This is a genomic window from Pectobacterium peruviense (assembly GCF_002847345.1).
Classification (GTDB): domain Bacteria; phylum Pseudomonadota; class Gammaproteobacteria; order Enterobacterales; family Enterobacteriaceae; genus Pectobacterium; species Pectobacterium peruviense.
The window spans coordinates 15,781-41,753 of sequence record NZ_LXFV01000059.1 but is presented as its reverse complement, the minus strand read 5'-3'; the positions used below and the strand labels follow the sequence as shown (position 1 = coordinate 41,753).

The following is a 25,973-nucleotide window of genomic DNA, read 5'->3' as shown; positions in this document are numbered from 1 at the left end:
AGGTGTGACATGATGACAACACAATCAATATTGGCACAGGGTCAACGGCGTCAGCCCGTACTCGGTGGTGAAATCTGGCTGGTGGGGGCAGGGCCGGGTGATGCGGAGCTGTTGACGTTGAAGGCGCTGCGGGCAATCCAGCAGGCGGATGTGGTGGTCTACGATCGGCTGGTATCGGCGGAGATTATGGATCTGGTGCCAGAACTGGCGTTGTGTATCGACGTCGGTAAAACGCGCGGTTGTCACCGCCTGTCACAGGAAAAAATCAATCAGCTGTTGGTCGAGTTGGCGCAGGCCGGGCAGCGGGTGATCCGTCTTAAAGGCGGCGACCCGTTTATTTTTGGGCGCGGCGGCGAAGAGATGGATTATGCCCAGCAGGCGGGGATCGTCTGTCATGTGGTGCCGGGTATTACTGCTGCGACAGGCTGTGCGGCGGCTGTAGGACTACCGCTGACACACCGTGCCTGTGCGCAGTCGGTGCGTTTCGTGACCGGCCACTCGCGCGACGGCGAGCCGCAGTTGGACTGGCCGACGTTGGCGGACAGTCAGCAAACGCTGGTGTTTTATATGGGACTGAGTCACAGCAGTCGGCTGTGCCAGCGTCTGATCGAACATGGGCTGTCAGCGCAGACACCGGTAGCGATTATCGAACGCGGCACGCAGCCCGATCAGCGATTACTGACTGCAACGCTGATGACCTTACCAGCGTTGCTGGCGCGCTATCAGCCACAGTCGCCTAGCCTGTTGGTGGTCGGGGATGTCGTCCGTTTCTGCCGTCACTCTGCGCTGCGTGTTGAAGCGACTCCCGCACTGCTGACGATGAAAAAACATGAAGCCGCCTGATGGCAACAGATTACTTATTACGGTTAGCGCCTCATTTTGAACGTGAAGTATTTTTTAACGTGAAAGAATGTGTTTTTCTTCGAGGCGCTTTCCACTTCCTACCTTGTTTTCTGTTTTGATATCGCATCCCCATTATTCTCCCCACTGAGTTTTAGACAGTGTCTGACAAGGAAGGGGACGAAATGCCATCGCACGATGCGATCTTTAAACAATTTCTGAGCGACATCGCAGTCGCACGGGATTTTCTGACTATCCATCTACCGGATAAAATTCGTGAGCGATGTGATTTCAACACGCTTCAACTAGAGTCTGCGTCGTTTATCGATGAAAAACTGCGTGCGCGGATATCGGACGTGTTGTATTCACTGCGCACCACTGCGGGTAAAGGATACATTTACTGTGTGATCGAACACCAAAGTCGCCCAGAAAAGCAGATGGCTTTCCGGCTGCTTCGCTATTGTCTGGCTGCCATGCAGCAGCATCTGGATCAGGGGCACGATCGCTTACCGTTGGTGGTGCCGTTGCTGTTTTACCACGGCAGATCGCGGCCTTACCCTTATAGTCTACGGTGGTTGGACAGTTTCGCCGATCCTGTATTGGCACAAGCGCTGTATGAACAGCCCTTTCCGCTGGTCGATTTAACCGTCATGTCGGATGATGAAATTCGAACGCACCGACGGGTGGCGTTGTTGGAACTGGTGCAAAAACATATTCGTACCCGTGATATGCTGGAGTTGGCGCGCGAGATTGGGTTATTATTTGAACGCTGGGCGGTACCGCTGACGCAGCGCCGAGCGATACTATTCTATATTGCACAAACGGGAAGCACATCCAGACCCGCAGATTTCATTGACGCACTGGCTGCACCGCTATCAACCGGTCAGGAGGACATTATGACGATTGCAGAACAATTGAAAAAAATGGGATTCGATGAGGGAATCCAACGCGGTATTCAGCAAGGATTGGAGCAGGGAATGAAAAACAGTGCTAGGCAGATTGCGCGTAATTTATTGCTAACGGGGATGGATAAGAGCAGCGTGCAACAGGTCACTCAGATTGATGACGAAGAACTGGATCAACTGGTAACGGCTGTCCTGCATGAAACTCAGCATTGATACCGTACTAAAAACGGAGCGTTGTCAGTGCCTTTTACGGGGAAAGGCCAGTCGGGCAACGCTCACGTCTTTTCGTCAACGGGATGTTTTTAGCCTTTGCGTACCCGCGCGGTCAGCCCTTTTAGAAAGTAGCGGATAACCTGATCGCCGCAGGTGCGGTAGTTTTTGTGGTCAGGCGCGCGCATCATCGCAGTCACTTCCGGTAGTGAAACTCGAAAGTTTTGTGCCAGCAGGATAGCCTGAATATCATCCGTTTTGAGTGAAAACGCGACACGCAGTTTTTTCAGGATAATGTTATTCGTCATCTTGCGCTCAAACTGCGGCGCAGGCTGGTTTTCATCTTGACCGCGTTTTTGCAGAATCAACCCATTCAGGAAATAACTCATCACGATGTCCGGGCAAGGCTGATAGCCTTCCTCTCCCTCTTTTTTGACGTAGCTCGCCAACTGCTGGGGAGGGACGGTCATCTCCACCAGCGCCAGAATCTTCAGCAGGTGGTCATTATTGAAATTCAGCATATAGCGCACGCTGCGCAGGACATCGTTATTCATCATTACTGAGGGGATCTCGCCATTCGTCTTGGTACAAAACGCACAGTATAAAGGGAACGGCGAAGAAATGCAGAAACGATCGTGGAATTAGTGGAACGTCTCCCGTCCGGTAAAGTGTCCAACCCAACCTTCTGGATTGGTAAAAATACGGATCGCGACAAAATCAGGAAATTCACCGCAGTCAAACCAGTGTGGCGTATTGGCTGGGACGCGCAAGAGGTCGCCTGCTTCACAGGTAAGTTGAAAAACCTGTTCGCCAATCGGTACAAAGAACGATCCGCTACCGCGTACGAAGAAACGAACCTCATCTTCACTGTGCGTGTGCTCCTGAAGAAACTTCTCTCGTAATGCCTTTCTCTCTGCGTGATCTGGCGTCAGGCTAATCACGTCGGCGGAAGTGTAGCCTTCTTGCTGTTTGAGGCGCTCAATATCGGCATGATACTGCGTCAAAATGGTTTCGCTGCTAGCGTCGAGTGGAGGCGCCTCGGCCTGCCAATGCTCTAGCTGAATACCAGCGCCAGCAAGCAGTGACGCAATATCATTAAACGCGGTGAGCTGCTGGACGGGTTGTGTGGTGTGTGGTCGGTGGTAAATCGATAGCGTTGTCATGGCTGTTTTTCCCTTAGGTATAGAATGTTAACCATTCACTTTATAGGGATAAAAAACAAGATGCTTTTTTTATAACTTATTCCGCCGATTGCGACAGGATGGCGTCGAGCAAGCCGGGGAAGCGCTGTTGCATTTCGCTGCGGCGTAGTCGGTTGATGTGCGTGGTGCCGCTGTTGGTGGTATGCAGCAGGCCTGAATCGCGTAAAACGCGAAAATGGTGTGACACGCTGGATTTCGGGCGACCTGCGTCGAGTTCGCTACACGTTGCTTCTTCTTGTACGGATAGACAACGCACAATCGCTAAGCGCAACGGATCGCTCAAGGCGTACAGGACGCGCTCAAGAGTAAATTCTTCAGGGGACGGGTGCTTAAAAGGTCTCATAGATGAATTATAGCGATAGGGTTGTCTAAAATCCATTGTTCGATTAATATCGAATTATCGAAATTAACAGATGAAATAGGAAATGTTATGTCCGCACTATTCCAGCCTTTCAAACTGAAAGATATTACGTTACGTAACCGTATTGCCGTTCCGCCGATGTGTACCTATTCCGCGACTGATGGCCTGATCAACGAATGGCATGAAGTGCATTATGCGTCGCTGGCGCGCGGTGGAGCAGGGTTAGTTATCGTTGAAGCGACGGCGGTTGCTCCCGAAGGTCGCATTTCTCCGCGCTGTACCGGAATTTGGAACGATGAGCAGGCACAGGCGTTTGCCAAGGTTGCCAAATCTATTAAGGATGCAGGCTCTGTGCCGGGTATTCAGATTGCACACGCTGGACGCAAAGCCAGCGCTAACATCCCTTGGGAAGGTGATGACCATATCCCCGCGGGTGACCCGAGCGGTTGGCAGACGATTGCTCCTTCCTCAGTGCCTTTCGGTGCGAATTTGCCTAAGCAGCCGCAAGAAATGACGCTGGAAGATATCGCCCGCGTCCGTGATGACTTTGTCGCTGCCGCTCGCCGTGCTTTGGACGCTGGGTTTGAATGGCTGGAGCTGCATTTTGCTCATGGCTATCTGGCACAGAGTTTCTTCTCCGTTCACTCCAACAAACGCACCGATCAGTACGGCGGCAGTTTTGACAACCGTAGCCGTTTCCTGCTGGAAACGCTGGCTGCTGTTCGTGACGTTTGGCCACAACACCTGCCGCTGACTGCCCGTTTCGGCGTGATTGAATTTGACGGCCGCGATGAAGAAACGCTGCAAGAATCCATCGAACTGACGCGCCGCTTCAAAGCCGCAGGGTTGGATATGCTGAGCGTTAGCATTGGTTTCTCTACGCCGGAAGCTAACATCCCGTGGGCTCCAGCCTTTATGGGACCGATTGCTCAGCAGGTGCGTGAACAGGCCGATCTTCCTGTGTCCTCCGCGTGGGGCTTCGGGACGCCGGAATTGGCTGAGCAGGCTGTGGCATCGGGTCAGTTGGATTTGGTGATGGTAGGAAAAGCACATTTGGCGAACCCGCACTGGAGCTATCAGGCTGCACGCGAACTGGGCATCGATCGCGCCTCGTGGACGCTGCCAACACCTTACGCTCACTGGTTGGAACGTTATTAATCACTGTTATTGCTGGTCAATATTTCTGTGGCAGCTATACGTATTCCAATATAAGCAATAGTCGGGTTTCGTGGCGATAAGCAGTGGAGTTTTTCTGTAGCACTGATGCCACGCCCGACTTAGGGTGCCCAATCGCAGGCACCCTAATAACTCGTTTTTTGGCGATAATGCTTCCCCTCCGATGCCCATGCCCGTCTTCCGAACCGTCAGCGACGCGATCCCGTTGAGTGGACACTTTCGTTGCTCCGCGTCATACCTAGTCTGGCAGACTGCTTTGTCCGAAACGGACGTTGGAAGTCAGTGTCATTAATGATGTCAATGCTGGGCGAGAGACGCTCGTTTCTTTTTGGCTTGATAGCGATATCTCGTCAGAAAAGGTATTACTCCGACGTGAGGTTTCTCAGCTCAGCATCGACTGCTGGGCGAAGATACCCGCCATCGCGCCTTGCCATGTTGCTGTGGTGACCGAGGGGATGCCGGGGTTGGCAAGGTCACCGGCGGCGTAGATGCCTGGCATGCTGGTTTCGCGGCGCTCGTCGGTCTTGAGGGCGATGCCGGTTGGCGTATTGACCGTGGCGAGGCCCAGTGTGTCATGAAGGCTTGCGGACGGCCTGTTACGCGGATGCGCGAATAGGACATCGACTGCGACATCGGGGCCGGTATCGATCTTGATGGTGGCACTATGGCTTCCGTGACGTGCGATTTCGGTGATCCGGCCATCAACGAGAGGGACCTGACGGGCCACCAGATCGGCGCGTATGTCGGGGGTGATGTCGTGACCATTGCCGAAGACAGTCAACCTGTCGGTCCAGTCATGGAAGAGCCTGACCTGATTGTGCGACTGTGGGCCAGACCAGACGAGGCCCCAATGCTGGTCGGCGACTTCAAAGCCGTCGCAATAGGGGCAGGGTATGATGGACGTACCCCAGCCTTCAGCAAAGCCAGGAATATCAGGCATCTGGTCAGCGACGCCATAGCTCAGGATCAGGCGGCGCGCCCTCAGGCTTTCGTTATCGTCAGTGACGACGCAGAAATCGTCGATGGTGCCGGATACGCTCTCGGCCCGGGCATTGACCAGCCTGATCGTTGGATAGCGCGCCAACTGCTGCTGTGCCTCGACCAAGATGTCCAGCGGCGGTTTGTGATCGTGGCCAAGCACACCATGCGAATGGTTGGCAAAGCGATTGCGCTGTCGGCCAGTGTCGAGGACTGTGACCTTGCGACGGGCACGGCCAAGCTGCAGGGCGGCGGCGAGGCCGGCAAAGCTGCCGCCGATGATGATGACGTCATTCATGGTGATGTGCTCCGTGTTTTGGATGGAGGGATATGGGCTCGGCCTGGCGCACCTTGCATATTTATGAAACTACGTGGTATCCTAATTAAATAATTAGGATACTGTCAAGGACTGTATTTTCGTGACCAATAAAAACAGCCAGCCCCGGCGGGGTCGGCCCATCAACGAGGCGCTTGGCCAAACAATTGTCGACGCCGCGTCCGAACTCTTTGTGGAATTGGGATTTCAAGCGACGACATTGGACAAAATCGCCCAGCGAGCAAAGATATCCAAGCTCAGCATCTATCGGCACTTCGATAACAAGGAGGCGCTGTTCAGTGCGGCTATCGTGGCCGGCTGTCATCAGTTGTTTGCACCACAGGCCCTTCTTGAAGGCGTCGACGGTTCGGTTGAAGATCAGCTGATGGCGGTGGGATCATTACTGCTTCGCACGCTGTTGAGATCAGACGTTAGTAGTGTCGAAGCCATGGTCATGGCCGACAAGACGAATCAAAAGTCGTTAAGTAAGCTCCATTACGAAGCCGGCCCCGCTCATGTCATCGCCCAAATCGAGGCCCTTTTGCGTCAGTTGCACGCGAAGGCGCTTCTGAACGTTCCCGATCCTCTCCAGTCCGCTCGCTTGTTTGCCGCGCTTTTCAAAGGCTCCGACCTTGTGATGATCGCGCGCTTCGATGAGGCCAGAGCAGAGGATGACAACGAAATCGAATCTTATTGTCGGTCGGCCGTCGCGATGTTCATCACCGCGCACGGTGACATCCAGGGTACGCTATCGCGGCTGTGATCTTGCCACATATTCCCGGTTCCATCCTGGTTGTAATGTAACGCCCAGGCGTGATGCATTTTCGCTGCTTCAAACCGCCTGAACTCCCGAAGGTATGAATCGCCACGGGTTTAACCGATACCTCAGGTTCATTTCATTGACTTGTAAACTTTGAAGGCGGGATTTTTTTCAAAAATTTCAGCAACAAAATCCATGAACACAATCGCCCGTTTTGGTAAAAGTCGATTAGCAACATAAACGGCTTGAATGGGAACGGGCGGCGCAGTGTAATCAGTCAGCAATAATTGTAAGTTGCCATTTTCCAGTCCTTCCTCGAACAGCCATTCTGGGCCCTGTGCGATCCCAACCCCTGCATTGACAAATTTCTGTACTGCTTCTGGTGAATTGACCCTGAGCCGACCAGAAATAGGCACATTGATATCCTGAAATCTCCAGGTAGCTCCTGTTGTTAGCAAGGTATAGATCAAACAATCATGTTTTTTTAAATCCTCTGGGGTAGTAGGGGTTCCGTGTTTAGCTAAGTACTTGTTACTGGCAACACAGACTCGCTCATACATGCCAAGTCTGCGGGCACGCATAGCACTGTCTTCCAGGTGTCCAATGCGGATTGCCAGCTCAGCCCCTTCATCAACGAGATTGATATAGCGGTCATTAATCTGTAGCTCGAGTGTTAGCTCAGGGTAGCGTTCTAAAAAATCTGGGATGTGCGGGACTAAGAATGTGTGAGCCAATGCTGTGGGGCAAGCAACGCGTAATAGTCCTGTGGGTGTAACATTTTCTCTGAAAGAAGACTCTGACTCTTCGACGGCTTCCAGAATACGCCTTGCTTCCAAATAATAACGTTCTCCTTCAGGAGTTAGGGAAAGCTTGCGGGTTGATCTGTGAAGTAATCGGGTCTGCAAATGCTCTTCGAGGGTTGCAACATGACGACTCACGTTCGGTTGCCCTAAGCCTAAATCCCTACCGGCTGCGGAAAAGCTGCCTGTTTCAGCGGTACGGACAAAGCATGTCATCAAAAGTAATCTATCCATCCTAAAACCCATTTATGCTTTTAATGCATGAAACATATTTAAAAATACAATCTTATCACTATATGAGCATGAGCTTATAGTGGCGATCAAATCGGTCATTCGCCGATCGGTTGTTAAAACTACCAGGAGATTTTTACATGTCTAGATTACAAGGTAAACGCGCACTGATTACGGGTGGAACAAGTGGTATTGGTCTTGAAACAGCGAAGCTGTTTGTTGCAGAAGGTGCACGCGTAATTGTTACTGGTGTTAACCCGGATTATATCGCAAAGGCAAAAGTAGAACTGGGTAATGATGTGTTAGTAGTGAGCGCTGATTCCGCTGATGTGAATGCACAGAAAGCGCTGGCTCAAACGGTTAAGGAACACTTTGGTGAACTGGATATCGCTTTCCTGAATGCGGGTATCTCAATGTATATGCCAATCGAGGTATGGACAGAAGAGATGTTCGACCGCATTTATGATATCAACGTTAAAGGTCCTTACTTCCTAATGCAGGCACTGCTGCCAGTGTTCGCAAGCTCTGCATCAGTAGTCTTTAATACATCTATAAATGCTCACACCGGACCTGAGAACTCTTCCGTTTATGGCTCAACCAAAGCGGCATTGCTGAACATGTCAAAAACACTTTCTAACGAGTTACTTTCTCGTGGAATCCGTATCAACGCAGTGAGCCCTGGCCCTGTTGATACACCGCTTTACGATAAGGCGAGGATTCCAGTGGAATATCATGATCAAGTGATGAAAGATATCGTTGCAACCATCCCAGCCGGTCGTTTTGGTAAACCTCAAGAAGTCGCGCAAGCGGTACTTTACTTTGCATCTGATGAGTCTGCCTGGACCGTAGGTTCAGAAATCATCATCGACGGCGGCGTTTCAATCTAAGCCACCAAAATAAAATTTACAGTTCATCAAGCCGCCATCTTTTATGGCGGCGAGCTATCATTTTATCTGGAGTTTGAGATGTCTACCCATGACCTAACACTTATTAGCCACCCACTATGTCCCTTTGTACAGCGTTCAGCGATCGTTCTTCTCGAAAAAAATGTGCCATTTGAACGCGTAAATGTAGACTTATCGGCGAAGCCTGATTGGTTTCTTGCCCTGTCACCCACCGGCAAGGTGCCGCTACTTAAAGTGCGTCAGGCAAACGGCGAAGATGCCATTATTTTCGAGAGCATGGTGATCTGCGAGTACCTTAATGAAACGCAAGACGGTGATCCGATGTATGTTGACGATGCATTAGTAAGAGCCAGACAGCGCGCATGGATCGAGTTCTCTACATCAATGCTTGGCAATGCATGGCAATTTTTAAATGCGACTGATCAGGTCATTGCAGACAGCAAACGCGCGGTGTTCCGTGAGCAGCTTGAACGTATTGAATCTGAATTGAGCTTAGGGCCTTATTTCTCTGGTGCCGAATTCAGTATGGTTGATGCGGTCTACGCTCCTATTTTTCGTTACTTCTCCATCATCGATGCATCAGTATCTGAGGCGATTTTTGAGGGACTTCCGCGTACTTCCGCATGGAAAGCCGCACTTGCGAAAAGGGAAAGCGTAAAAGCCGCGGTATCATCAGATTATGCAGAACTTTTCCAAAATCATCTTCGTCAGCATTCTGCCATTCTCGCTGCTTGAAGATATTAACAAGGGAAACCGTGACCTGCTCCCCGTTGATTAACACACTGCAATGTTAGTAATTTCTCCATCAACTGAGAGAACAATTTTGCACTTCCGCTCTCTGCAGATCTTCTGCGTCACGTGTTTGTCTGCTTTGTGCCAGGAGCAGCCATTCCTAGCATCTATCTACATCAACCGGCGGGGAGCAGATCACAGGAATTCTCAAAGTGTGTGGAACTAATACGGGTATGCTTACACCTGCACCGTGCCGCTGTTCTGCCAGTGGTTTACCGTCACCATCATATTGCGGCTTTGCATCTGCCCTGTCTGGTCAGCGAGCGTCAATCACCGCCACTCAGCACGCCCCCATCGGCAGTTGTGGAGAAGTTAGCCCCGCCCCGGCTCAAGGTGTCGTTACCCTGCAACAGGCTGCTAATGACCATTGTTTCAACCCATGCCAGCAACAAGTTGACTCTTACAAAACTGGGGAATAACATAATAGACTTACATTTTATGAGGACAATATGTATGAGTTATTCAAAACCGGCAGTTTTAGCGAAAAGTTCTGCATACAAGGCGGAATGCCGTCCTAACAGTAAACCCAGCGGGAGACCCTGCAACCCTCCTGGACCTAGCAATCGTTAATTTCACACTCTGACATACAGCGAAGCGGCGACAGTTTTCGTCGCTTCTTTATTTATATACAGTCGGAATATAATCTTATGTATTTTAAACTCAAATCAAATGTACTATTCAGGAATTACGGTGATTATGGTTACATTACGGATGATAGGAACTACAGGTATGTAAAAGATGAGGTGATAGGAGAAAGAATTGTTTCAGAAAGTGGAGCTGTGTTTTTATCTACTTTAAATAAGACTCCAAAATCTACTCTTAATATATGTACTGAACTACTTGCTAAGTTCAAAGATGCCAGCATTGAAATAATAAGAGATGATGTCGAAGAGTTTTTCTCTGAGTTAGTTTGTGATGGTTTTTTGTGTAAAGGGGAGACTGCTGCTGAATGTAACAGCAATGATTATGTTTTTACATATAAAGATATAGATAGTAAAGTAAAAGTCGACATAAGTAAGGATAATCCAGACAATACAAATGAGTTCTTTGAAAAGCATGAAAGCGAAGTAAACCGCTTGACCAGCGTACATATAGAAATCACCAGTAAGTGTAATGAGCGATGCATTCATTGTTATATCCCTCATGAGAAAAAAATAAAAACACTGGACACGGAAAATATCTATTCTTTGTTGAAACAATGTAAAGATATGAATGTGCTACATATAACTCTGAGCGGAGGGGAGCCTATGTTGCATAAAGATTTTTGTGACATATTAAAGCAATGCAGGGAGTATGATTTTTCCGTCAGCGTTCTTACTAATCTCACGCTCCTGACTGATGAAGTCGTGACTGAGATGAAGCTGAATGGATTGTTGGGAGTTCAGACATCGCTGTATTCAACAGTTCCTGTCATTCATGATTCAATAACAAAAATGACAGGAAGTTTTAAAAAAACCGAATCATCAATACTTAAGTTAGTCGAAAATGATATACCGCTACAGATCAGTTGTCCAGTAATGAAACAGAATAAAAATTGTTATCGCGATGTCATTGAATGGGCGAAAAAATATGGGATTGCTGTCAGTTATGATTATGCTTTGATTGCGGAGTATGATCATTCAAATAAAATCATCGGTAATCGACTCTCATTAAATGAAGTCAGTGACGTTATTAAAGATAAATCTTCTAATGATAAAACTTATCTTGATAGATTGAAAGATGACCTGATTAATAAGAGTCATGTTGATCCGGAAGACCCTATCTGTTCGATTTGTAGTGTATCTGTTTGCATTGCTGAGAACGGAAACGTTTATCCCTGTGCTGGCTGGCAGTATTGTGTTTTAGGTAATATCCTGGAAACATCATTAAATGATGTCTGGCATTTTTCTAGGAAAATAAATTTATTAAGAATGATAAAAAGGAAAGATTTCCCCAAATGCATGCAATGTGATATTAAAGGTACTTGTTCAATGTGCTTGGTAAGAAACGCAAATGAAGATTGCAATGGTGATTATTTGAATGTCAATGAATATTTTTGCAATATAACGAAAATGAAAAAAGAACTGTTGAACTAAATGCCCTCTAGAAGTGCTGATAGGTTCGTTCCATACGGCCTTTAGCCTAATGCTCCCGAGCGCCGACAGAACCCGGCCGAACTGGTGATGTGGGTATCAGCACTACCACCACTATTGCCCCTGGACGTACAATGTTTATCCCGGCAAAACGCAAGCGATTTGCCGTGAACTATTCCAATTGTTTAAGACACACCCAATGTAAGCATGAATTACGAGCTTCCGCTTTTCGCTCTCAGCAGACCTTCAGCGTTACGTGCTTGTCCCCTGTGTGCCAGAAACGGATGTCGCTGACATCGCGAAGAGATAATCATCTGCAGGCAGGTTAATGTGTAATACCTTGGTTTTACCCTTTGATGGGCGACCGATTGCGTAATACCTCACCGACAACTGGGACCGCGGTAAATGCGTTTGGCCAGCCAGCGTAGAACGCCGCCTGGGTAACGACTTCACCCGCTTCTTCAGCTGAAAGTCCATTATCCATCGCTCTGTTAAGGTGATAGCCAATCTGTGCGCTCTGTCCGGATGCGATTAACGCGCTGACCGTGATCAGACTTCTGTCGCGGGGCTTAAGTGCAGGTCTTTGCCAGAGATCCAGGAATAATGGAGCAGCGGTGAATTTAACCAGCCCGGGCGAAATGGAACTCACATTTTTTTCCACCGTTTCTGAGCGCTGCTTTTCTGCCTCTTGATTAAGAGGAAGCAGTGCTGGAGAGGCTTCAGGAAGTGCGTCTGCCCTGACGCCACGAGCCTCAAAAACCGCTTTGGTAACGCTGACGGCTGCCATTGCATTCGGCCATCCGGTATAGAACGCCAAATGAGTAATGATCTCTGATAATTCTGCTGGCGTAACGCCACTATTGAGGGCAACTTCTAAATAGTGCTTCAGCTCGCCAGTCTGGTTTCGAGCAATTAGTATGGCGACGGTCACCATACTACGCTCCCGAGGCGAGAGGGTATCGCGTATCCAGAGATCTTCAGTAATAGCTTCACGGCTAAAGCGCGCCAGTGCCGGTGAGACAGAACGGATATCAGCTTCCGAAAGGGCTGAAGGTTCAACTTTCATCATAGCTTCACCTCTTTTTTCCTCAGCGTTAGCAAAATCAGAAAGAACAAGCGACATGGCCGCCGCTGCAATCACGCTTTTCATGTTAATCCTCATTGGTCAACGGTGCGGATGGTTAAGTACTCATCCCCTTATTTGATTCCGCCTTTGTTACGGATAAATACCGGTTTGACAGGAATAGACTCCTTACTGGCGCTCATATGCGCCGTTTGCTTGAGATAATCCCTAAAGTGTGGCGTTTGTCTGTGCAGTTGATAATCTTCCTCACTGGCGTAAATCTCATAGAAATACCAGCGATGGAGATTCTTTGCGTCTGTCGCGGCATACATGGCAAACACTCCCTTTTCTACTCTGAGCGACTGCGCCATTTCGGGAAGGACAATGCTTTTGAATGCTGTCTGAAATTCAGGCTTTACCTCGACTACCACCAGATTATTGATGGTCCGTTCATCCGGTATGATGTGTTTGTCCCCCAGAAATTGTGGCACCAGGGTGATTTTCTGCTTCTGATCAATAATGTCAGGTGCACGAGCGGCGAATGCCTTGTACGGAGCGGCATCCAGATGTTTGCGGTAGGCACTATCGTTTTCGTAGAGTTCGACCATGTATGCCTGACGCGCATTGTCACTGCGTTTCAGGGCGTACATCGCCAGCGTGCCCGCTTCATGATCAACCGAGGCAGAAATCGTTTGTCTGGCAACCTCATCAAAATGCCGGTCCCGATCGGGCCTGATGCTAATCTCAAAGATATTCATCACGGGCTTGTCCTGCGTGTCCGGATTTTTTGCAAAAACGGGGCTGCTTATTAGCATGCAAATTAAAATCATGAGACTATTTTTCACGTTAACCTTTTACTGAAATTAATGTGTACGTTTCGGCCAATTACTGTTTAAGACGCTCGATCAGTTGACGTTGATAGGAAGGCAACTGATCTCCAAAGGGCCTGAAGGTTGACTCCACCTGAGCGCTGTAGGGTTTTATAGCTTCACGATCGGTCGCCTGAAACTCCGCGATGTAATAAGCAGGCGTTGCCGCCAGTGCTGAAGCGAACCCAGTAAACGCGACCAGACAGGCTACCGCTGTTTTATAAATCATCCGTCATCCGAATTACATTTCATGAAATTGAATAACGGCTACCGCGTCCAGACCTGCTTAGCATCTTTGGTCTGCGGTGTGTTTTGCGCCATGATTCCAGTATGAAAATGCGGCTGATAGCACGCTTCCAGATACCCGATTTCTTCCGGGCTCAGTTGAAGGTTCACGGCGTTTACCGCACCGTCAACATGATGTTTTTGCGTGGCGCCGACCACAGGGGAGGTTACTTTTGTCAGTAACCATGCGAGCGAGATTTCCGTCATGGACACCTGATGTTGATCGGCAAGCTCGGCTACCCGCTCGATAATGACCCGATCCTGTTCTGCCGTGCGGTCGTACTTCCCGCGCGCATAGCCATCCTCCGTAGCTCGCCGCGTGTTGCCTTCCCGACGTGCTAGACGCCCGCTGGCCAGTGCGCTATAGGGCGTCAACGCGATGCCATCTTCAGCGCACAGTCCGAAGAGTTCTCGTTCATCTTCACGCATTATCAGGTTGTAGTGACTCTGAACAGAAACAAAGGTCGTCAGCCCTTCGCGCTCTGCTAGAGCGTTCGCCTTGGCCAACTGCCATGCATAGCAGTTTGAAATGCCAATAGCGCGCACTTTGCCAGCGGTGACGGCGGCATGCAGGGCTTCAAGCACCTCAATGACGGGAGTGTTGTAATCCCAGATATGGCAGATGTAGAGGTCTATGTAGTCCATACCAAGATTCTGCAGGCTCATGTCAAGTGAGCGGGTTATTGCCTGCTTTCCACTAATACCCTCTGCAATTTGCGCAGGGGTTCTCGGCAGAAACTTTGTAGCCAGCACCACGTCATCGCGCTTTGCCATATCACGCAGTGCCCGGCCAACGTACCGTTCACTTGAGCCGTTTTGGTAGGCGATCGCGGTATCGTAAAAATTGATGCCTTTTTCCAAGCCGTAGCGAATGATGTTCCGGCTTTCTGTTTCGTCCAGCGTCCAGCGATGCTGGCCTGTCGACGGATCGCCAAACCCCATACATCCCATGCAGATGCGGGAGACAAGTAAGTCACTTTTTCCTAGCCGGATATACTGCATCTTTATTCTCCTTTTGCTTTATTCACCAATGGCGTGAAGCAGGTCGACAAGCCTTGACGCATGCTCCCGGGCAAGCGTTTTTTGCTGGGCGATTTTTTCGGCATCCCTGTCGGCGTAGCTAATACCGCAGGTATAAACCGGCGTCAGCATGTCAAGCTTGCACAGCCTTGCCGTCGTCTCGAACGGGGTGAGGTACTCCTCAATGGCGTGGCCAAAGAAACCGTCAGCGGTATAAAGTCCCTGCGGTGCCCCCGTTGTGAAGGAGAGGAGCAGTTTTTTACCGCCCAGTTTCGCCGTTGAGCCATGCGCGAAGCCGTGGACAAACACCTCGTCCAGCCACTGTTTCATTAGCCCCGGGAGTCCATACCAGGAAAAGGGGAACTGCCAGACAATCACATCGGCCTTCAGCAGGCTTTCCTGCTCCGCACCGATGTTGAAATTGCCGTCCGGATAGAGCCAGTCCAGACGACGAATTTCAGCGTCGGGCAGGGCGGTCGCCACTTCGTCAAGGATGGTGGCGTTGGCGACGGAATGGTTAAGATCAGGATGTCCGGAAACGATAAGGATATTCTTCATTTCAATAAGTTAAGCAGCATTGATAGATAGTTAACCCAGTATAAAGTCACAGCATTATTTTTTTTAGAGCAGTAAAGACTCAATCAATGTTAGGCAAAAACTAATAATCAGTTCTTGGATCTAATAGTGTTCAGCCGTAATGAACTCGGAGAACTATGCCGTAATGTCGCGAAGCGATCCGGGTAATTCTTTACTGCGGCGGCAAGGCGATCGTTTGCCGCCCGGTTTAACCTTGCCGCTTCATACGCGGGTGCCAGTTGAGGGAATCCGCCACAGAGAGAATCTGCATCGTAATTCCCGCCTCATTCATACCTCTGAGGCGCCTGCTCAAGTGCAAAGGGCATAATGGCTTGCCCAATTGCAGTCCGTACATGTGTGTTATTCATGACAGATTGTCTGGACTCTGTTTACACCATCGGTTTTTCCCAGGCACCGCGCGTATCCACACCAGTCTCTGTGGCAAGTTGCTCCAGCAAAATGATTTCCGCATCGTGTAATTGGATCTCAGCAGCGCCGGCCGCATCCAGAACGTGATGGACTTTAGTCGCACCAATGAGCGGAAGGGCGCCTTTCGCGATAGCCCATGCAATGGCTATTTGCGCAACGCTGGCTTTCCTTTCTGCTCCCATTTCTTTCATGGTGGCGGTCAGTTTTTCAATTTGCGGAAGCACAGCGTTATAGCTTTCGGCCCGGCCACTCCCGTCAGGCATCGGGTGATTTGAATCGTAACGACCACTCAGCGCGCCCTGCTCCAGGACCATATAAGCAAAGAACGTGATGTGATTTTGTTGGCAATAGTCAAGGATCCCTGCCTCTTCAGAGGCTCGATAGAGCAGGCTGTAGTGATTCTGCACCGCACTGATGGCATAACCGGAGGCGTTAAGGATCTCGTTGGCGCGTCTGATTTGTGTCAGATTGTGGTTGGATACACCGACTTGTTTTACCTTACCGCTTTGTAGGAGTGGGATCAGTCCGGGCGTCCATTTCTCGACGTCGAGAGGATTATGGATCCAGTAGATATCAATCTCTTCCACACCAAGGCGCCCGAGGCTTGCCTCAAGCATGTCGCTGACGGGCTGTGCTGACTGTTCGTCGGCAATTTGCGGTGTGAATTTGGTTGATAAAATCATGTCCTCGCGGGGAAACTGCTGGACTAAGGCTCCCAGCGCTGCTTCGGAACTCCCCATCCCATATACCGCGGCGGTATCCCAGAGATTAAGACCCTTACTCATGGCTGTGGTGAACACCTCTGCCATCTGAGTATCAGAAAGATGATTGCCGAAGACGGTGTCGCCGCCAGCAAAGCCTGTGCCCCAGGACCATGTGCCCAGTGCAATTGGGGGGAGTATTTTCATATTCATCTCCTTAAAAAAGGCCGGAACGCTGTTTTCTTCACCAGCCAAAGAGGGTAAGTAAAGGGGGAAATAGAAAGATGAATTGCTTCATTCAGCCTCAAGCTGGCTGGCGGAGCGCATTCACCAGTGCCACGCCCACACCGTGTGCTGACGCGGGGTTTTGCCCTGTAATAAGGCGTCCGTCGGTAATCACGTTCTCAGACCAGTTTGGGGCTTCATGATGAAGCGCGCCATGCTCGCGAAGTGCTGTTTCCAGCAGAAAGGGAACCACATGCGTGGTCTGAACTTCTTCTTCTTCCTTATTGGTAAAGGCAGCCACGTTTTTCCCTTTTACCAGGTATTCCCCGCTACTGAGTTTTGCGTCAATCAGTGCCGCAGGCCCGTGGCAGACGGCTGAGACAATCCCATTACTTTCATACACTTCACGGATTATGCGCTGGGCGTCCAGACTGTCGCGGAAATCCCACATGGTGCCATGCCCGCCCGCTAAGAAAATAGCGCTGTAATCGGCACCATTAATTTCTGATAACGGACGTGTTGTCGCCAGACGATGCTGAAAATCAGTTTCGTTCCAGAATCTGGCATTAATGGGATCGCTGAGGTCAAATCCATCCAACGGCGGCTGTCCCCCACGGATGCTAGCGATCTCCGTTGTCAGACCGGCCTCTTCAAGAACGTTTAGCGGATGCGTCAGCTCCGCCATGTAGAAACCGGTCGGTACGCCGGATGCGCCTTTGAGGGGATGGCTGGTTACCACACACAGCACTGGTTTATCAGAGGGTTTCATTCATTCCTCACTTTTGATTTTTAAATTCAGCGGAGAAGAGATTTTCCCAGTTCATGAAGGAGCCGAGAGGAATGCACTCGAATGTTAATAAGCCCGCCTCAGCCAGTGGAAATTCGGCCATCGCATTACTGGCTTCTTCAACGGTGTCACATTCGAGGAAAATGGCAACGCCGGGTCTGTCCTGACGGAAATAGATGTCGCGGATGAGGCCGGATTTATAAAGCCCCCAGGCGTGTAGTACTTCAGCCGTAAGGTGTGGCGCATATTTTTCCAGCGACGCACCAGGGGTGGGGATATCCAGACATAAAATTCGCATTATCGTCTCCTGTACTCAGTTTTCAGTGGGAAGAGACGAAAGTATAAGAGCCTCATTCAGAGAAGATTAGACGGTCATTGACTTAAGAATATTTAGTCTGTACTTAATAATTAGGCGATACTTTCTTAAGGATAATGCTATGAATAACGCTCTTTATAATCAGATACGCATCTTTCAGAGTATTGCGCGTGAAGGAAATATATCGTCAGCGGCCAGGAAGCTTGAAATCACGCCGCCTTCTGTCAGCAATGCGCTCAAGTTGCTGGAAGAGCACATTGGCCATCCGCTTTTTCTGCGCACGACCCGGCGTATTGAGCTGACAGAAACCGGACAACAGTTACTGGAGCAAACCGCCGCAGCGGTGGATTCGCTGGAAAAATCGCTGGAAAGTATTCGCGATCAGAATCAGGAACCCTCCGGCGTGGTGAGAATTACGCTCTCGCGCTTTAGCTACCTGCTAATTCTTAAGCCTGTAATGGCTGCGTTCTGTCAGCAATACCCGGGCATACAGCTGGAAATTTCTGTCTACGACGGTACCGTGAATATTATCGAGGAGCGTTTTGACGTGGGTATTCGTTTTGGCGATATTCTGGAGGGTGGGGTGGTGGCTCGGCCGTTAATGAAACCGTTTCGTGAAGGATTATATGCGTCCTCAGCCTATCTCGCCGAGTATGGTATGCCTGAGGTGCCAGCCGATCTCAGCCATCACCGGCTTATTGGCTATCGTTTCATCACCAACAACCGCATCCTTCCGCTGATCCTGAATGACCACGGGGAGCAGTTGACCGTTGAGATGCCCGGGCAGTTAATCAGCAACGATATAGACGTCATGGCAGACGGTATCCGTAACGGGCTGGGGATTGGGCGCTTGTTTGAACCCATCTTGCGGTTACAGCCCGATCGGGAGCAATTTATACCCGTGATGGAAAGCTACTGGAAAACCTATCCGCTTGTTTATCTCTATTACCCTAAAAACGCGGGCAAAACGAAAAGAGTGAAAGCCCTGATTGATTTTCTGATAGCCGCTACGGGGCGATAAAAATCACGGCTCGCTGTGATGTACGAACGTTTGGCCGGATAGTGCTATGTCACAACCCCAGAGGCTTGGCTTCCCGTATGAACGCAATCAGAAATGGAAAGCACCGGCCTCCCTATAACCTCACTCAATGCGGTGCCACTTTCGAAAAGATATTAATCACCAGCACACCTGCGCAAATTAGCCCCATCCCCAGTATGGCTGGCATATCCAGCTTTTGTCCGCTGACCAACCAGCCCAGCAAACTGATCAGCACAATCCCTGCGCCTGACCAGATGGCATAGGCTATCCCAGTAGGGATGTGTGCCAGTGTCTGCGCAAGCAGATAGAACGCGGCGGCGTAGCAGGAAATTGTCCCCACGGAGGGCCATAAGCGGCTAAACCCTTCAGAGTATTTCATCATCGTTGTACCAACCACTTCTGCAACGATGGCCAGGCTAAGAAGAATATAGGTGTTCATAGCAGTTTATCCATAGAGATCAGCGTTCATATTCCCATTTCGGAAATACGCAGCCGTTAGGGCCGGGGGAGGTCTGTTTTCCGTTCTCATCGAAACGTGTTTCACATTTTGTGGTCAGCCTGCCGTCTTTCCAGATTCCGCTGCTTTTGACTTTGCCATCGGGGTAATAACAGCCGCTTTCTCCCTGGCGCAGCGCGCCCTGATAATCTTTGTACTCTTTACCATCGACCACTAACGATTTGAAACCCTGTGCGCGGCTAATGCATTGCATCTGACCGTTAGGGTAATAGCTGATTTGGGTGTAGCTGTCATCGGTGCCGATACGCGTTTCATCCTGACGCTGGCCGTTGGCATACCAGGTATTATTGGTTTGCTGACGGTTGAACAGATAATCGGCCTCGGTGAGGGGCGTGCCGTCAGGGTTGAAGGTTTGCTGTTTGCCGCAGTAGCCGCGACCACTCATCGACGGAGGGCAGTAATTACGCTCGATAATTTTGACACCAGCTGCGGTGAATTCCTGCATTAGCCCAACTTCGTCACCGTGGTCATAGGTCGATACGAACTTCGGTTTTCCGTCGGGGTAATTATAGATATACAGGCCGTCGAGTTCGCCATTGCGGTAGCCGCGATCGGCGCGCAAAGTGGTGCCATCGTCATAATATTCGATTTCGCGGCCGTTCAACGTCCCCATGACATAGTCAGCCTGATAAACCATTTTTCCGGTAGAGTTGAACTTCTGGTACACACCGTGAGGAAGATTATCTTTATAATGAATGATTTGTGTCAGATGGCCTTTCTTATCACTCCAGCGCAGTTCTCCCTGCTTTACGCCAGCGATCAGTTCGACCTGCTGGATCTCGTCATCAGCCGTCTTTAGCTTCCACATCCCGTTAGCCACGCCTTTCACAAACGGGCCTTCGCCGTTTTCGGTGATCCACATGCCTTCTGGCTGGTCATCAATATAATCGCCTTTCGTGCGCAGCACGCCCGCCAAACGGCGCTCGCTTGGGCCATGACGCTGACCATTGAGGTAAGTATCAAAGCCACTTAGCTCGGGTGTATTGCCATTCGCGCCGTCGGTTATCTCCCAGCGGCCTTCACGCTTGTCGTTTTTCATCAAGCCAGTGGCCGTTTCTTGCTCATCGCTGATGGTCCACTGTCCTTGCTGTTGCCCCTCTATATAGCTACCTGAACTGCCGAAGTTCTCACCGACGGTGGTCCATTTTCCGTCAGGAATGCCATGGAGGAAAAAACCTTTTACTAAGCCATATTGCTTCGAGTAATAGACATAAGGCCCATTCTCGCTGCCGCTGAATATAGCCGGATCAGCCTGCCAACTGATGGCAGTTACACGAAATTCGGCTGTGGCGCTGTCTGACTCACGGCTGAACGTCGCGGTGAGAAATAAACCGTCTTTTTCCGCAAACGTTTTTTTATAGGCGTAGACATTGTCTGCTGGCTGTTTCGCGGCATGGGAAGGTATGCCATCCTCAAAATACCAGCCGACAAACTTGCCCTGAGTAAAGTCTATGTTATCGAAATCCTGATTATCGAACGTAGGGTACTGCGCGCTGTAGTCATAAGGCGGAAGTTGGCCGAGGGCACGTTTTATCAGCGTTGAATTGAGATCTTTATTCTCGCGCACCAGCTTATCCAGAACCGGTTGTAAACTCAGTACCGGAATATAGCTGCCGTCGTCTTCAATATAACGCCAACTGCGCAGGGCGAACTTGCCGTGACTTTTACTCAACACCAGCGTGATTTGGCCAGCCTTGTCCACATCGGCATAAAACACGGATTCGATGGTGGAATCAGGGAAGGTACCGAGCAGGTGGGGAAGGTGATCGACACTGTGATCCTCTTCGCTACAGAAGCAGTAATAGCCGTTGACCGCCTGGTTTTCCTGAATGAAAACCAGAAGGGCGCTGCTGTCGCGTGCGCCCGAAATGATCGGATGCGCCAGCGCTTTACCCACGTAAAAAGGGGAGGGAGTGTCGTCTGGGGCTGCGATAGCCGTGCTAATCCCTATGATCATATTCAGTAGTAGGATGCCAAACAGTAACTTTACGACTTTCATTCCCTGACCTGCTCCTTTGAAAAAGAGCGCTAGGTTACATGAAATGTTTCTAACGGTTAATATTTGGTTGAATCAATTCTTTGCCGGCTGTTTATCAAAGACGATTCAGGGAGTATTTCTGATAACAACAATGAGGGAATGGCGCTATGGAAATAGCTAAAATTGATCATATACACGTTTACGTCGAAGACATTCAGCAGGCAGAACACTGGTATAACGAGGTTCTGGGGTTCTCCCGGGATAACGCTTTGTATTTTTGGTTTGAACAGGGAGGACCGTTGGTTATAAGCAATAACGGAGCGTCACTTTCCCTTTTCCTCAGAACATCTCAGCATCCCGGCCATACGATGGCTTTCGGCGTAGGGGGATCAGCATTTATTGAGCTGATCCCAACCCTCAAGGACAAAAAAATCCCTTTCACCATCAGTGACCACGATGTATCTATGTCCGTATATTTCTGCGATCTCAGTGATAACAAGATTGAAGTGACGTCTTACGAATACCTTCATGCAAAGCAGATACTGGAGAACTTTGCATAGTGGCACTTCTATCATTACAGTCTTGTGCCACAGCGCTGTGATGGCAAAACAACAGAGTCGCCCAACGGGCATATCACAATAGTGTGAAAGCAAATGTCCGAACCTCGCTTGAAGCTGGCAGGCCCAAAAGGCATAACGTCTGCTAATATCAGACTGTATTGAACAACGGGATCAGGTCACTATATTAAAATTTGCTAAAATTGGAATTTTTAGCATTGAGTTTCAATGCGTGTAAAAAACTAGTCATAGTTAATTATAAATCTGAAACTGCGATTCATAATGGCACTCAGCATTATTAAAAATTAGATGCTGCTCAATTTTTTTCCTTATTTTCAGAATCATACTACCTTAGCACATAGGGCTATTTGTCCTATGTTTTATAAGACGGCCTGATAAATCTGATAAGGAATATTAATGAGTCTTCATCACTACTATCCACAACTAAAATGGAAACCTGCCGAATACGAATCGTTGATGCAGCTAGAGCAGGCAACAATAGATGGCTTAACCCCAATCGTCACGGTACCCGATATTGACTGGGATCATGAAAATGAATGCTATAAAAAAAATCTTAATTCGTACCTGTCTAACTTTGGAGCTAACTTAGCAGCTTCATGGTTAGCGAATCGTCCCATTTTGCTTGATGTTAAATACCTTGATGGACATGGAACGAATCGCCATCATCCGCTAGACATATGTATTCAAGACGCAAGATCTTTTGGCAAAGAAATTATACCTGTCGTTTCACCAGTATCTTCGCCAAATTATATTCATGCAATGCAGCGTAACTTAACAAATGGGATTGCAGTTTCAATCAACCCGCAAACATGGCATTTGTTCGGTCAACTGATTAATCGGTTTAACCTACACCCATCTATCATTGATGTAATAATTGATTTCGGTGATATTCAAAATGCGAATAATAACCTTAAGCAACTAGCTTTAAACGTATTTAATTCACTTGTTGGTCAAGCACACTGGAGGTCGTTGATTATTTCATCCACAGCATACCCAACTTCTCAAACCGGAATACCCCAGCATCAAATTCATCATATTCCAAGGCATGAATACGATCTTTGGTCTTATGTCGTTCAGAACACAAATTTAAATAGAACACCAAGTTTCAGTGATTACCCTACAGCGAGTTCTACAATTACAAGTGTGGATCCACGTTTTATGTCACAATATGTGGCAGTGAGATATTCAAATGACACATCGTGGATTTTTGTCAAAGGAACAGCCGTAAAGGGAAATGGTTGGGGTCAAACGAAAAATCTCTGTAATATTCTAGTTAGCTCACCCACCTATACTGTCTATGGACCCCAATTTAGCTGGGGGGATGATTACATCAATCAGAGAGCGCTTGGTATAAACAAATCGGGTGGTTCGAAAGAATGGAGAAAAGTTGCTCATACTCATCATTTAAAGCTAGTCGTTACACAACTAACCAGATTGGCTCAAATTTTACCCGCTAGGCCCTAGTTTTCCAGTCAACACGTTTTTTTAACGTTTCTCTGACTTCATGCCTTAAATCAGAAACTGGAATTTTTTCTGCGACTACATTCCATAATTCAAAACGGGGCTTGCTTTTATATCCTTTATAGCAGCCCCATCGTTCAAGAATTTCAAGACACTCATCCTTCCAGAGAAGTTGAGCAAGTATTAGAGAATTATGCTGACGGTTTAATTTTTCACCACGCATATGTTTTATATGGATTGCACCTTTTGGCCCAACCGTAACTGTTTTCACTCCCCACCAATCAGGTATTAATTCCAAGGCTCCAAACAGATGTTTTTCAGCTACTATAAGTGTAACTTTGTCCATAACAGATGAGTAATGCTTAATTTGAAGCGGTAAACGTTCAAGAGAATCGTACTCACTTTTGAGTTCATAGCCATGCATGATCCCGTTGATTACAGCAATATCTGCTCTACTAGCGCCGAGAGATATGGAAAACTCATCAACAACAAGATAGTCAGGGTCTGAATGTACGCCTTTCAATAGCTTATGATGTACCGCATCTCTAACATCTTGATCTTTCATGACTTCCTCCTAAATCTCCTGAAAGTTATAGCGCACCGCATTTTACTGTATTTGCAAAATTTGGCTAGGGTAATTCTAAGTATCCCATATAACAGGGCCATTCACTTTCAGAGTTTATTCGCCTACTGTGAAGTCAAATCTCCTCCTCGCGCTTCGCCGACTATCAGACTTAATCGCGTTCTGATACAGAACACGGCCAGATCAAGCCTGATCCAATACATACTTTATGTGGCATCGTCATTGTTATCACGACGATGCGTCTCTATCACTGTACGTGCAGGTACGCCTCATACCAGCGGCTGAGTTGTTCAGTTACCGGACGATGTTCGGCGCTGAACGGGCGGCCATCCAGCGCTTTTACCGGGGTGATACCTGCCAGCGTGCCGGTAACAAAGGCTTCATCGGCGGTGAGCGCTTCTGCCAGCGTAAAGTCCTGAGTCTTGACCGTGAGTCCGTTGGCCTGTGCCAGCTTGATGAGAGTTTGGCGAGTAATGCCGTTGAAGCAGTAGCGCCCCGATGACGTCCACAGTTCACCGCGACGGACGATAAAAAAGTTGGTGGAGTTGCAACTGGCGACAAAACCGTGCGGATCGAGCATCAGCGCTTCGTCGGCACCGGCCTGCAACGCCTGTAGCAGCGCTTGAATAAGATTAAGTCGGCTGTGCGAATTGAGTCGCAGATCGAAGACGTCCGGTGTGCTAGTGCGGTAAGTGGACGTAAACAATGTCAGCCCGCGCTTTTTCGCCGCGGTATCGACGACCTTGTATTCCGCCACGCACACGATGGTTGCACCGCCGATGATGAAGCGAGGATCCTGATTCGGCGTATGCTTTTTCCCACGGGTAATCATCAGGCGAATATGTGCGCCATCGGTCATCCCGTTGATGGCTAGCGTGTTATAGAGAATAGCGGTCAGCGCCTCCCGGCTATGGCCGATATCCAGTTGGATTGACGCAGCACCGTCAAACAATCGATCCAGATGGGCGTCCAGCGCAATCAGGCGGCCGTTAACCAAGCGCAATCCTTCCCATACGCCGTCACCGCACACGTAGCCAGAATCAAAGATCGACACCACCGCGTTGTCGCGATGAACAAATTCCCCATTCACATACACCTGTACGTCGTTGTTACGCGGATCTTGCAAATAGGCCTGACTGCTTTGGCTGGATAACGTCGGTTGCATTGTGGTGTCCCTGAATATGAATGATGGATTAAAAGGCCCGCTCGGCAAAGCGAGCAAGAAAAGCCTGTGTACGGGGCTGTTGCGGGTTTTTGAGCACCTGTTCGGCGCTGCCCATTTCATGGATCACGCCATTTTCGATAAACACGACGCGATCAGCGAAGTGGTAGGCAAACCCCAGCTCATGGGTAACTAACAGCAGGGTGCGGCCTTCGTCCGCTAACGCGCGGATGGTGTGCAGCACTTCACCTACCAGTTCGGGGTCCAGTGACGATGTTGGCTCATCGAACAGCATGACTTCAGGCGACATCGCCAACGCGCGGGCTATCGCTACCCGCTGCTGTTGACCACCGGACAGGCTGCTGGGGCGAGCATCTTGCTTATTGCTTAGCCCAACCTTTTCCAACTGGGCTTTGGCGATGATATCCGCGTCATGTCGCGATATTTTTTTCACCGATATCAGTGCTTCACGCACATTTTCCAGCACGGTGAGATGGGGAAACAGATTGAATTGCTGAAACACCATTCCTACACGTTCCCGCACGGCGCAGAGCTGTTTCTCTGGGTAGTCACGTTGGCCTTTGGCGTCTGTTTTTCCCAGCACTACGCCATCCAGTTCGATGGTGCCAGCGCTGGGGATTTCCATGAAATTCAGGCAGCGCAATAGCGTACTTTTCCCTGAACCGCTGCCGCCGATAATGGCAATCTTTTCACCACGCCGTATATCCAGATCGATACCTTTCAACACCTCAACGGCACCGAAGCGTTTCTGGAGTCCGCGAATACGCAGAACGGTATCTTCACTTAAAGCAATATCTTCACGCATAGCAATCCTG

Annotated in this window: 29 protein-coding genes; 10 read left to right on the top strand and 19 right to left on the bottom strand. The window is 49.3% G+C overall.

Annotated features, from left to right (window positions below; all coding sequences use genetic code 11):
- Positions 1-9: 9 nt before the first annotated feature.
- Together cobA and A0G03_RS21260 are read left to right on the top strand one after the other, a co-directional pair.
- A complete protein-coding gene (gene cobA, locus A0G03_RS21265) occupies positions 10-843 on the top strand; it encodes a uroporphyrinogen-III C-methyltransferase (protein ID WP_048259507.1) in 834 nt (277 codons plus the stop codon).
- A 182-nt stretch (positions 844-1,025) separates the two neighbouring features.
- Positions 1,026-1,958, top strand: coding sequence for an Rpn family recombination-promoting nuclease/putative transposase (locus A0G03_RS21260; protein ID WP_048259508.1), 933 nt, complete (start codon positions 1,026-1,028; stop codon positions 1,956-1,958).
- 89 nt (positions 1,959-2,047) lie between these two features.
- Here A0G03_RS21260 and A0G03_RS21255 read toward each other — a convergent pair whose 3' ends face one another.
- The 3 genes from A0G03_RS21255 to A0G03_RS21245 form a co-directional block, all read right to left on the bottom strand.
- Positions 2,048-2,512: a YehS family protein gene (locus A0G03_RS21255; RefSeq protein WP_048259509.1), complete on the bottom strand. Its 465-nt coding sequence runs from the start codon at positions 2,510-2,512 to the stop codon at positions 2,048-2,050.
- An 84-nt stretch (positions 2,513-2,596) separates the two neighbouring features.
- Complete coding sequence (locus tag A0G03_RS21250; protein WP_048259510.1) at positions 2,597-3,118, bottom strand: 1,2-dihydroxy-3-keto-5-methylthiopentene dioxygenase; 522 nt, start codon at positions 3,116-3,118, stop codon at positions 2,597-2,599.
- Between the two features lie 76 nt (positions 3,119-3,194).
- Complete coding sequence (locus A0G03_RS21245; protein WP_048259511.1) at positions 3,195-3,500, bottom strand: ArsR/SmtB family transcription factor; 306 nt, start codon at positions 3,498-3,500, stop codon at positions 3,195-3,197.
- Between the two features lie 87 nt (positions 3,501-3,587).
- Between A0G03_RS21245 and A0G03_RS21240 the strand changes: the two genes are divergently transcribed.
- The gene (locus A0G03_RS21240) at positions 3,588-4,676 is read left to right on the top strand and encodes an NADH:flavin oxidoreductase/NADH oxidase (protein WP_048259512.1); all 1,089 of its coding nucleotides are present in this window, start codon (positions 3,588-3,590) and stop codon (positions 4,674-4,676) included.
- A 400-nt stretch (positions 4,677-5,076) separates the two neighbouring features.
- Here A0G03_RS21240 and A0G03_RS21235 read toward each other — a convergent pair whose 3' ends face one another.
- The gene (locus tag A0G03_RS21235) at positions 5,077-5,970 is read right to left on the bottom strand and encodes an NAD(P)/FAD-dependent oxidoreductase (protein ID WP_048259513.1); all 894 of its coding nucleotides are present in this window, start codon (positions 5,968-5,970) and stop codon (positions 5,077-5,079) included.
- A gap of 121 nt (positions 5,971-6,091) precedes the next feature.
- Between A0G03_RS21235 and A0G03_RS21230 the strand changes: the two genes are divergently transcribed.
- Complete coding sequence (locus A0G03_RS21230) at positions 6,092-6,751, top strand: TetR/AcrR family transcriptional regulator (RefSeq protein ID WP_048259514.1); 660 nt, start codon at positions 6,092-6,094, stop codon at positions 6,749-6,751.
- Positions 6,752-6,879: 128 nt separating this feature from the next.
- Here A0G03_RS21230 and A0G03_RS21225 read toward each other — a convergent pair whose 3' ends face one another.
- Positions 6,880-7,782 carry a LysR family transcriptional regulator gene (locus A0G03_RS21225; protein WP_048259515.1) on the bottom strand — a complete coding sequence of 301 codons (903 nt, stop codon included), beginning with the start codon at positions 7,780-7,782 and terminating at the stop codon, positions 6,880-6,882.
- A 137-nt stretch (positions 7,783-7,919) separates the two neighbouring features.
- On the opposite strand from A0G03_RS21225, the gene A0G03_RS21220 reads away from it, so the two are divergent.
- Positions 7,920-8,666, top strand: coding sequence for an SDR family oxidoreductase (locus A0G03_RS21220; protein ID WP_048259516.1), 747 nt, complete (start codon positions 7,920-7,922; stop codon positions 8,664-8,666).
- Between the two features lie 78 nt (positions 8,667-8,744).
- Positions 8,745-9,419, top strand: a complete 675-nt coding sequence (locus tag A0G03_RS21215) for a glutathione S-transferase family protein (RefSeq protein WP_048259517.1) — start codon at positions 8,745-8,747, stop codon at positions 9,417-9,419.
- 323 nt (positions 9,420-9,742) lie between these two features.
- Here A0G03_RS21215 and A0G03_RS22075 read toward each other — a convergent pair whose 3' ends face one another.
- Entirely contained in the window at positions 9,743-9,868 is a 126-nt protein-coding gene (locus A0G03_RS22075; protein WP_262983464.1) for a hypothetical protein, read from the bottom strand.
- Positions 9,869-10,123: 255 nt separating this feature from the next.
- On the opposite strand from A0G03_RS22075, the gene A0G03_RS21210 reads away from it, so the two are divergent.
- Positions 10,124-11,551: a radical SAM protein gene (locus A0G03_RS21210; RefSeq protein ID WP_048259518.1), complete on the top strand. Its 1,428-nt coding sequence runs from the start codon at positions 10,124-10,126 to the stop codon at positions 11,549-11,551.
- Positions 11,552-11,894: 343 nt separating this feature from the next.
- Here A0G03_RS21210 and A0G03_RS21205 read toward each other — a convergent pair whose 3' ends face one another.
- The 8 genes from A0G03_RS21205 to A0G03_RS21165 all read right to left on the bottom strand — a co-directional run bounded on the left by A0G03_RS21205 (position 11,895) and on the right by A0G03_RS21165 (position 17,801).
- Positions 11,895-12,698 carry a carboxymuconolactone decarboxylase family protein gene (locus A0G03_RS21205; protein WP_048259519.1) on the bottom strand — a complete coding sequence of 268 codons (804 nt, stop codon included), beginning with the start codon at positions 12,696-12,698 and terminating at the stop codon, positions 11,895-11,897.
- A gap of 47 nt (positions 12,699-12,745) precedes the next feature.
- Complete coding sequence (locus A0G03_RS21200) at positions 12,746-13,441, bottom strand: putative quinol monooxygenase (RefSeq protein ID WP_048259520.1); 696 nt, start codon at positions 13,439-13,441, stop codon at positions 12,746-12,748.
- Between the two features lie 55 nt (positions 13,442-13,496).
- A complete protein-coding gene (locus tag A0G03_RS21195; protein WP_048259521.1) occupies positions 13,497-13,709 on the bottom strand; it encodes a DUF1330 domain-containing protein in 213 nt (70 codons plus the stop codon).
- 38 nt (positions 13,710-13,747) lie between these two features.
- On the bottom strand, positions 13,748-14,767 hold the full coding sequence (locus A0G03_RS21190; RefSeq protein ID WP_048259522.1) for an aldo/keto reductase: 1,020 nt from the start codon (positions 14,765-14,767) through the stop codon (positions 13,748-13,750).
- A gap of 18 nt (positions 14,768-14,785) precedes the next feature.
- Positions 14,786-15,343: an NAD(P)H-dependent oxidoreductase gene (locus tag A0G03_RS21185; protein ID WP_048259523.1), complete on the bottom strand. Its 558-nt coding sequence runs from the start codon at positions 15,341-15,343 to the stop codon at positions 14,786-14,788.
- A gap of 407 nt (positions 15,344-15,750) precedes the next feature.
- Positions 15,751-16,698, bottom strand: a complete 948-nt coding sequence (locus tag A0G03_RS21175; protein WP_048259524.1) for an aldo/keto reductase — start codon at positions 16,696-16,698, stop codon at positions 15,751-15,753.
- A gap of 97 nt (positions 16,699-16,795) precedes the next feature.
- Entirely contained in the window at positions 16,796-17,485 is a 690-nt protein-coding gene (locus A0G03_RS21170) for a type 1 glutamine amidotransferase domain-containing protein (RefSeq protein ID WP_048259525.1), read from the bottom strand.
- 7 nt (positions 17,486-17,492) lie between these two features.
- On the bottom strand, positions 17,493-17,801 hold the full coding sequence (locus A0G03_RS21165; protein ID WP_048259526.1) for a beta/alpha barrel domain-containing protein: 309 nt from the start codon (positions 17,799-17,801) through the stop codon (positions 17,493-17,495).
- A 139-nt stretch (positions 17,802-17,940) separates the two neighbouring features.
- On the opposite strand from A0G03_RS21165, the gene A0G03_RS21160 reads away from it, so the two are divergent.
- Positions 17,941-18,840, top strand: a complete 900-nt coding sequence (locus A0G03_RS21160; RefSeq protein ID WP_048259527.1) for a LysR family transcriptional regulator — start codon at positions 17,941-17,943, stop codon at positions 18,838-18,840.
- 124 nt (positions 18,841-18,964) lie between these two features.
- Here the strand turns inward: A0G03_RS21160 and A0G03_RS21155 are convergent, their stop codons facing one another.
- Positions 18,965-19,297 carry an EmrE family multidrug efflux SMR transporter gene (locus tag A0G03_RS21155; protein WP_048259528.1) on the bottom strand — a complete coding sequence of 111 codons (333 nt, stop codon included), beginning with the start codon at positions 19,295-19,297 and terminating at the stop codon, positions 18,965-18,967.
- Positions 19,298-19,316: 19 nt separating this feature from the next.
- The gene (locus tag A0G03_RS21150) at positions 19,317-21,374 is read right to left on the bottom strand and encodes a toxin-antitoxin system YwqK family antitoxin (protein WP_048259529.1); all 2,058 of its coding nucleotides are present in this window, start codon (positions 21,372-21,374) and stop codon (positions 19,317-19,319) included.
- Positions 21,375-21,520: 146 nt separating this feature from the next.
- Here A0G03_RS21150 and A0G03_RS21145 point away from each other — a divergent pair, with 146 nt between their 5' ends.
- Together A0G03_RS21145 and A0G03_RS21140 are read left to right on the top strand one after the other, a co-directional pair.
- Positions 21,521-21,913, top strand: coding sequence for a VOC family protein (locus A0G03_RS21145; RefSeq protein ID WP_048259530.1), 393 nt, complete (start codon positions 21,521-21,523; stop codon positions 21,911-21,913).
- Positions 21,914-22,327: 414 nt separating this feature from the next.
- On the top strand, positions 22,328-23,395 hold the full coding sequence (locus tag A0G03_RS21140) for a beta family protein (protein ID WP_048259531.1): 1,068 nt from the start codon (positions 22,328-22,330) through the stop codon (positions 23,393-23,395).
- On the opposite strand, the gene A0G03_RS21135 is transcribed toward A0G03_RS21140, so the two are convergent.
- The 3 genes from A0G03_RS21135 to A0G03_RS21125 form a co-directional block, all read right to left on the bottom strand.
- Positions 23,385-23,957, bottom strand: a complete 573-nt coding sequence (locus tag A0G03_RS21135) for a sce7726 family protein (protein WP_048259532.1) — start codon at positions 23,955-23,957, stop codon at positions 23,385-23,387. The genes A0G03_RS21140 and A0G03_RS21135 overlap by 11 nt on opposite strands.
- Before the next feature lie 265 nt (positions 23,958-24,222).
- The gene (locus A0G03_RS21130; RefSeq protein ID WP_048259533.1) at positions 24,223-25,140 is read right to left on the bottom strand and encodes an aminotransferase class IV; all 918 of its coding nucleotides are present in this window, start codon (positions 25,138-25,140) and stop codon (positions 24,223-24,225) included.
- A gap of 28 nt (positions 25,141-25,168) precedes the next feature.
- Positions 25,169-25,963, bottom strand: a complete 795-nt coding sequence (locus A0G03_RS21125; protein ID WP_048259534.1) for an amino acid ABC transporter ATP-binding protein — start codon at positions 25,961-25,963, stop codon at positions 25,169-25,171.
- Positions 25,964-25,973 lie beyond the last annotated feature (10 nt).

Bases quoted from the DNA above. Each gene is read 5' to 3' on its own strand.
- A0G03_RS21155 (WP_048259528.1), bottom strand. From the start codon at position 19,297: ATGAACACCTATATTCTTCTTAGCCTGGCCATCGTTGCAGAAGTGGTT.
- A0G03_RS21125 (WP_048259534.1), bottom strand. From the start codon at position 25,963: ATGCGTGAAGATATTGCTTTAAGTGAAGATACCGTTCTGCGTATTCGC.
- A0G03_RS21195 (WP_048259521.1), bottom strand. From the start codon at position 13,709: ATGATTTATAAAACAGCGGTAGCCTGTCTGGTCGCGTTTACTGGGTTC.
- A0G03_RS21205 (WP_048259519.1), bottom strand. From the start codon at position 12,698: ATGAAAAGCGTGATTGCAGCGGCGGCCATGTCGCTTGTTCTTTCTGAT.
- A0G03_RS21220 (WP_048259516.1), top strand. From the start codon at position 7,920: ATGTCTAGATTACAAGGTAAACGCGCACTGATTACGGGTGGAACAAGT.
- A0G03_RS21165 (WP_048259526.1), bottom strand. From the start codon at position 17,801: ATGCGAATTTTATGTCTGGATATCCCCACCCCTGGTGCGTCGCTGGAA.
- A0G03_RS21200 (WP_048259520.1), bottom strand. From the start codon at position 13,441: ATGATTTTAATTTGCATGCTAATAAGCAGCCCCGTTTTTGCAAAAAAT.
- A0G03_RS21130 (WP_048259533.1), bottom strand. From the start codon at position 25,140: ATGCAACCGACGTTATCCAGCCAAAGCAGTCAGGCCTATTTGCAAGAT.
- A0G03_RS21235 (WP_048259513.1), bottom strand. From the start codon at position 5,970: ATGAATGACGTCATCATCATCGGCGGCAGCTTTGCCGGCCTCGCCGCC.
- A0G03_RS21175 (WP_048259524.1), bottom strand. From the start codon at position 16,698: ATGAAAATACTCCCCCCAATTGCACTGGGCACATGGTCCTGGGGCACA.
- A0G03_RS21135 (WP_048259532.1), bottom strand. From the start codon at position 23,957: ATGAAAGATCAAGATGTTAGAGATGCGGTACATCATAAGCTATTGAAA.
- A0G03_RS21145 (WP_048259530.1), top strand. From the start codon at position 21,521: ATGGAAATAGCTAAAATTGATCATATACACGTTTACGTCGAAGACATT.
- A0G03_RS21140 (WP_048259531.1), top strand. From the start codon at position 22,328: ATGAGTCTTCATCACTACTATCCACAACTAAAATGGAAACCTGCCGAA.
- cobA (WP_048259507.1), top strand. From the start codon at position 10: ATGATGACAACACAATCAATATTGGCACAGGGTCAACGGCGTCAGCCC.
- A0G03_RS21250 (WP_048259510.1), bottom strand. From the start codon at position 3,118: ATGACAACGCTATCGATTTACCACCGACCACACACCACACAACCCGTC.
- A0G03_RS21185 (WP_048259523.1), bottom strand. From the start codon at position 15,343: ATGAAGAATATCCTTATCGTTTCCGGACATCCTGATCTTAACCATTCC.
- A0G03_RS21190 (WP_048259522.1), bottom strand. From the start codon at position 14,767: ATGCAGTATATCCGGCTAGGAAAAAGTGACTTACTTGTCTCCCGCATC.
- A0G03_RS21260 (WP_048259508.1), top strand. From the start codon at position 1,026: ATGCCATCGCACGATGCGATCTTTAAACAATTTCTGAGCGACATCGCA.
- A0G03_RS21215 (WP_048259517.1), top strand. From the start codon at position 8,745: ATGTCTACCCATGACCTAACACTTATTAGCCACCCACTATGTCCCTTT.
- A0G03_RS21245 (WP_048259511.1), bottom strand. From the start codon at position 3,500: ATGAGACCTTTTAAGCACCCGTCCCCTGAAGAATTTACTCTTGAGCGC.
- A0G03_RS21150 (WP_048259529.1), bottom strand. From the start codon at position 21,374: ATGAAAGTCGTAAAGTTACTGTTTGGCATCCTACTACTGAATATGATC.
- A0G03_RS21160 (WP_048259527.1), top strand. From the start codon at position 17,941: ATGAATAACGCTCTTTATAATCAGATACGCATCTTTCAGAGTATTGCG.
- A0G03_RS21240 (WP_048259512.1), top strand. From the start codon at position 3,588: ATGTCCGCACTATTCCAGCCTTTCAAACTGAAAGATATTACGTTACGT.
- A0G03_RS21210 (WP_048259518.1), top strand. From the start codon at position 10,124: ATGTATTTTAAACTCAAATCAAATGTACTATTCAGGAATTACGGTGAT.
- A0G03_RS21225 (WP_048259515.1), bottom strand. From the start codon at position 7,782: ATGGATAGATTACTTTTGATGACATGCTTTGTCCGTACCGCTGAAACA.
- A0G03_RS21255 (WP_048259509.1), bottom strand. From the start codon at position 2,512: ATGATGAATAACGATGTCCTGCGCAGCGTGCGCTATATGCTGAATTTC.
- A0G03_RS21170 (WP_048259525.1), bottom strand. From the start codon at position 17,485: ATGAAACCCTCTGATAAACCAGTGCTGTGTGTGGTAACCAGCCATCCC.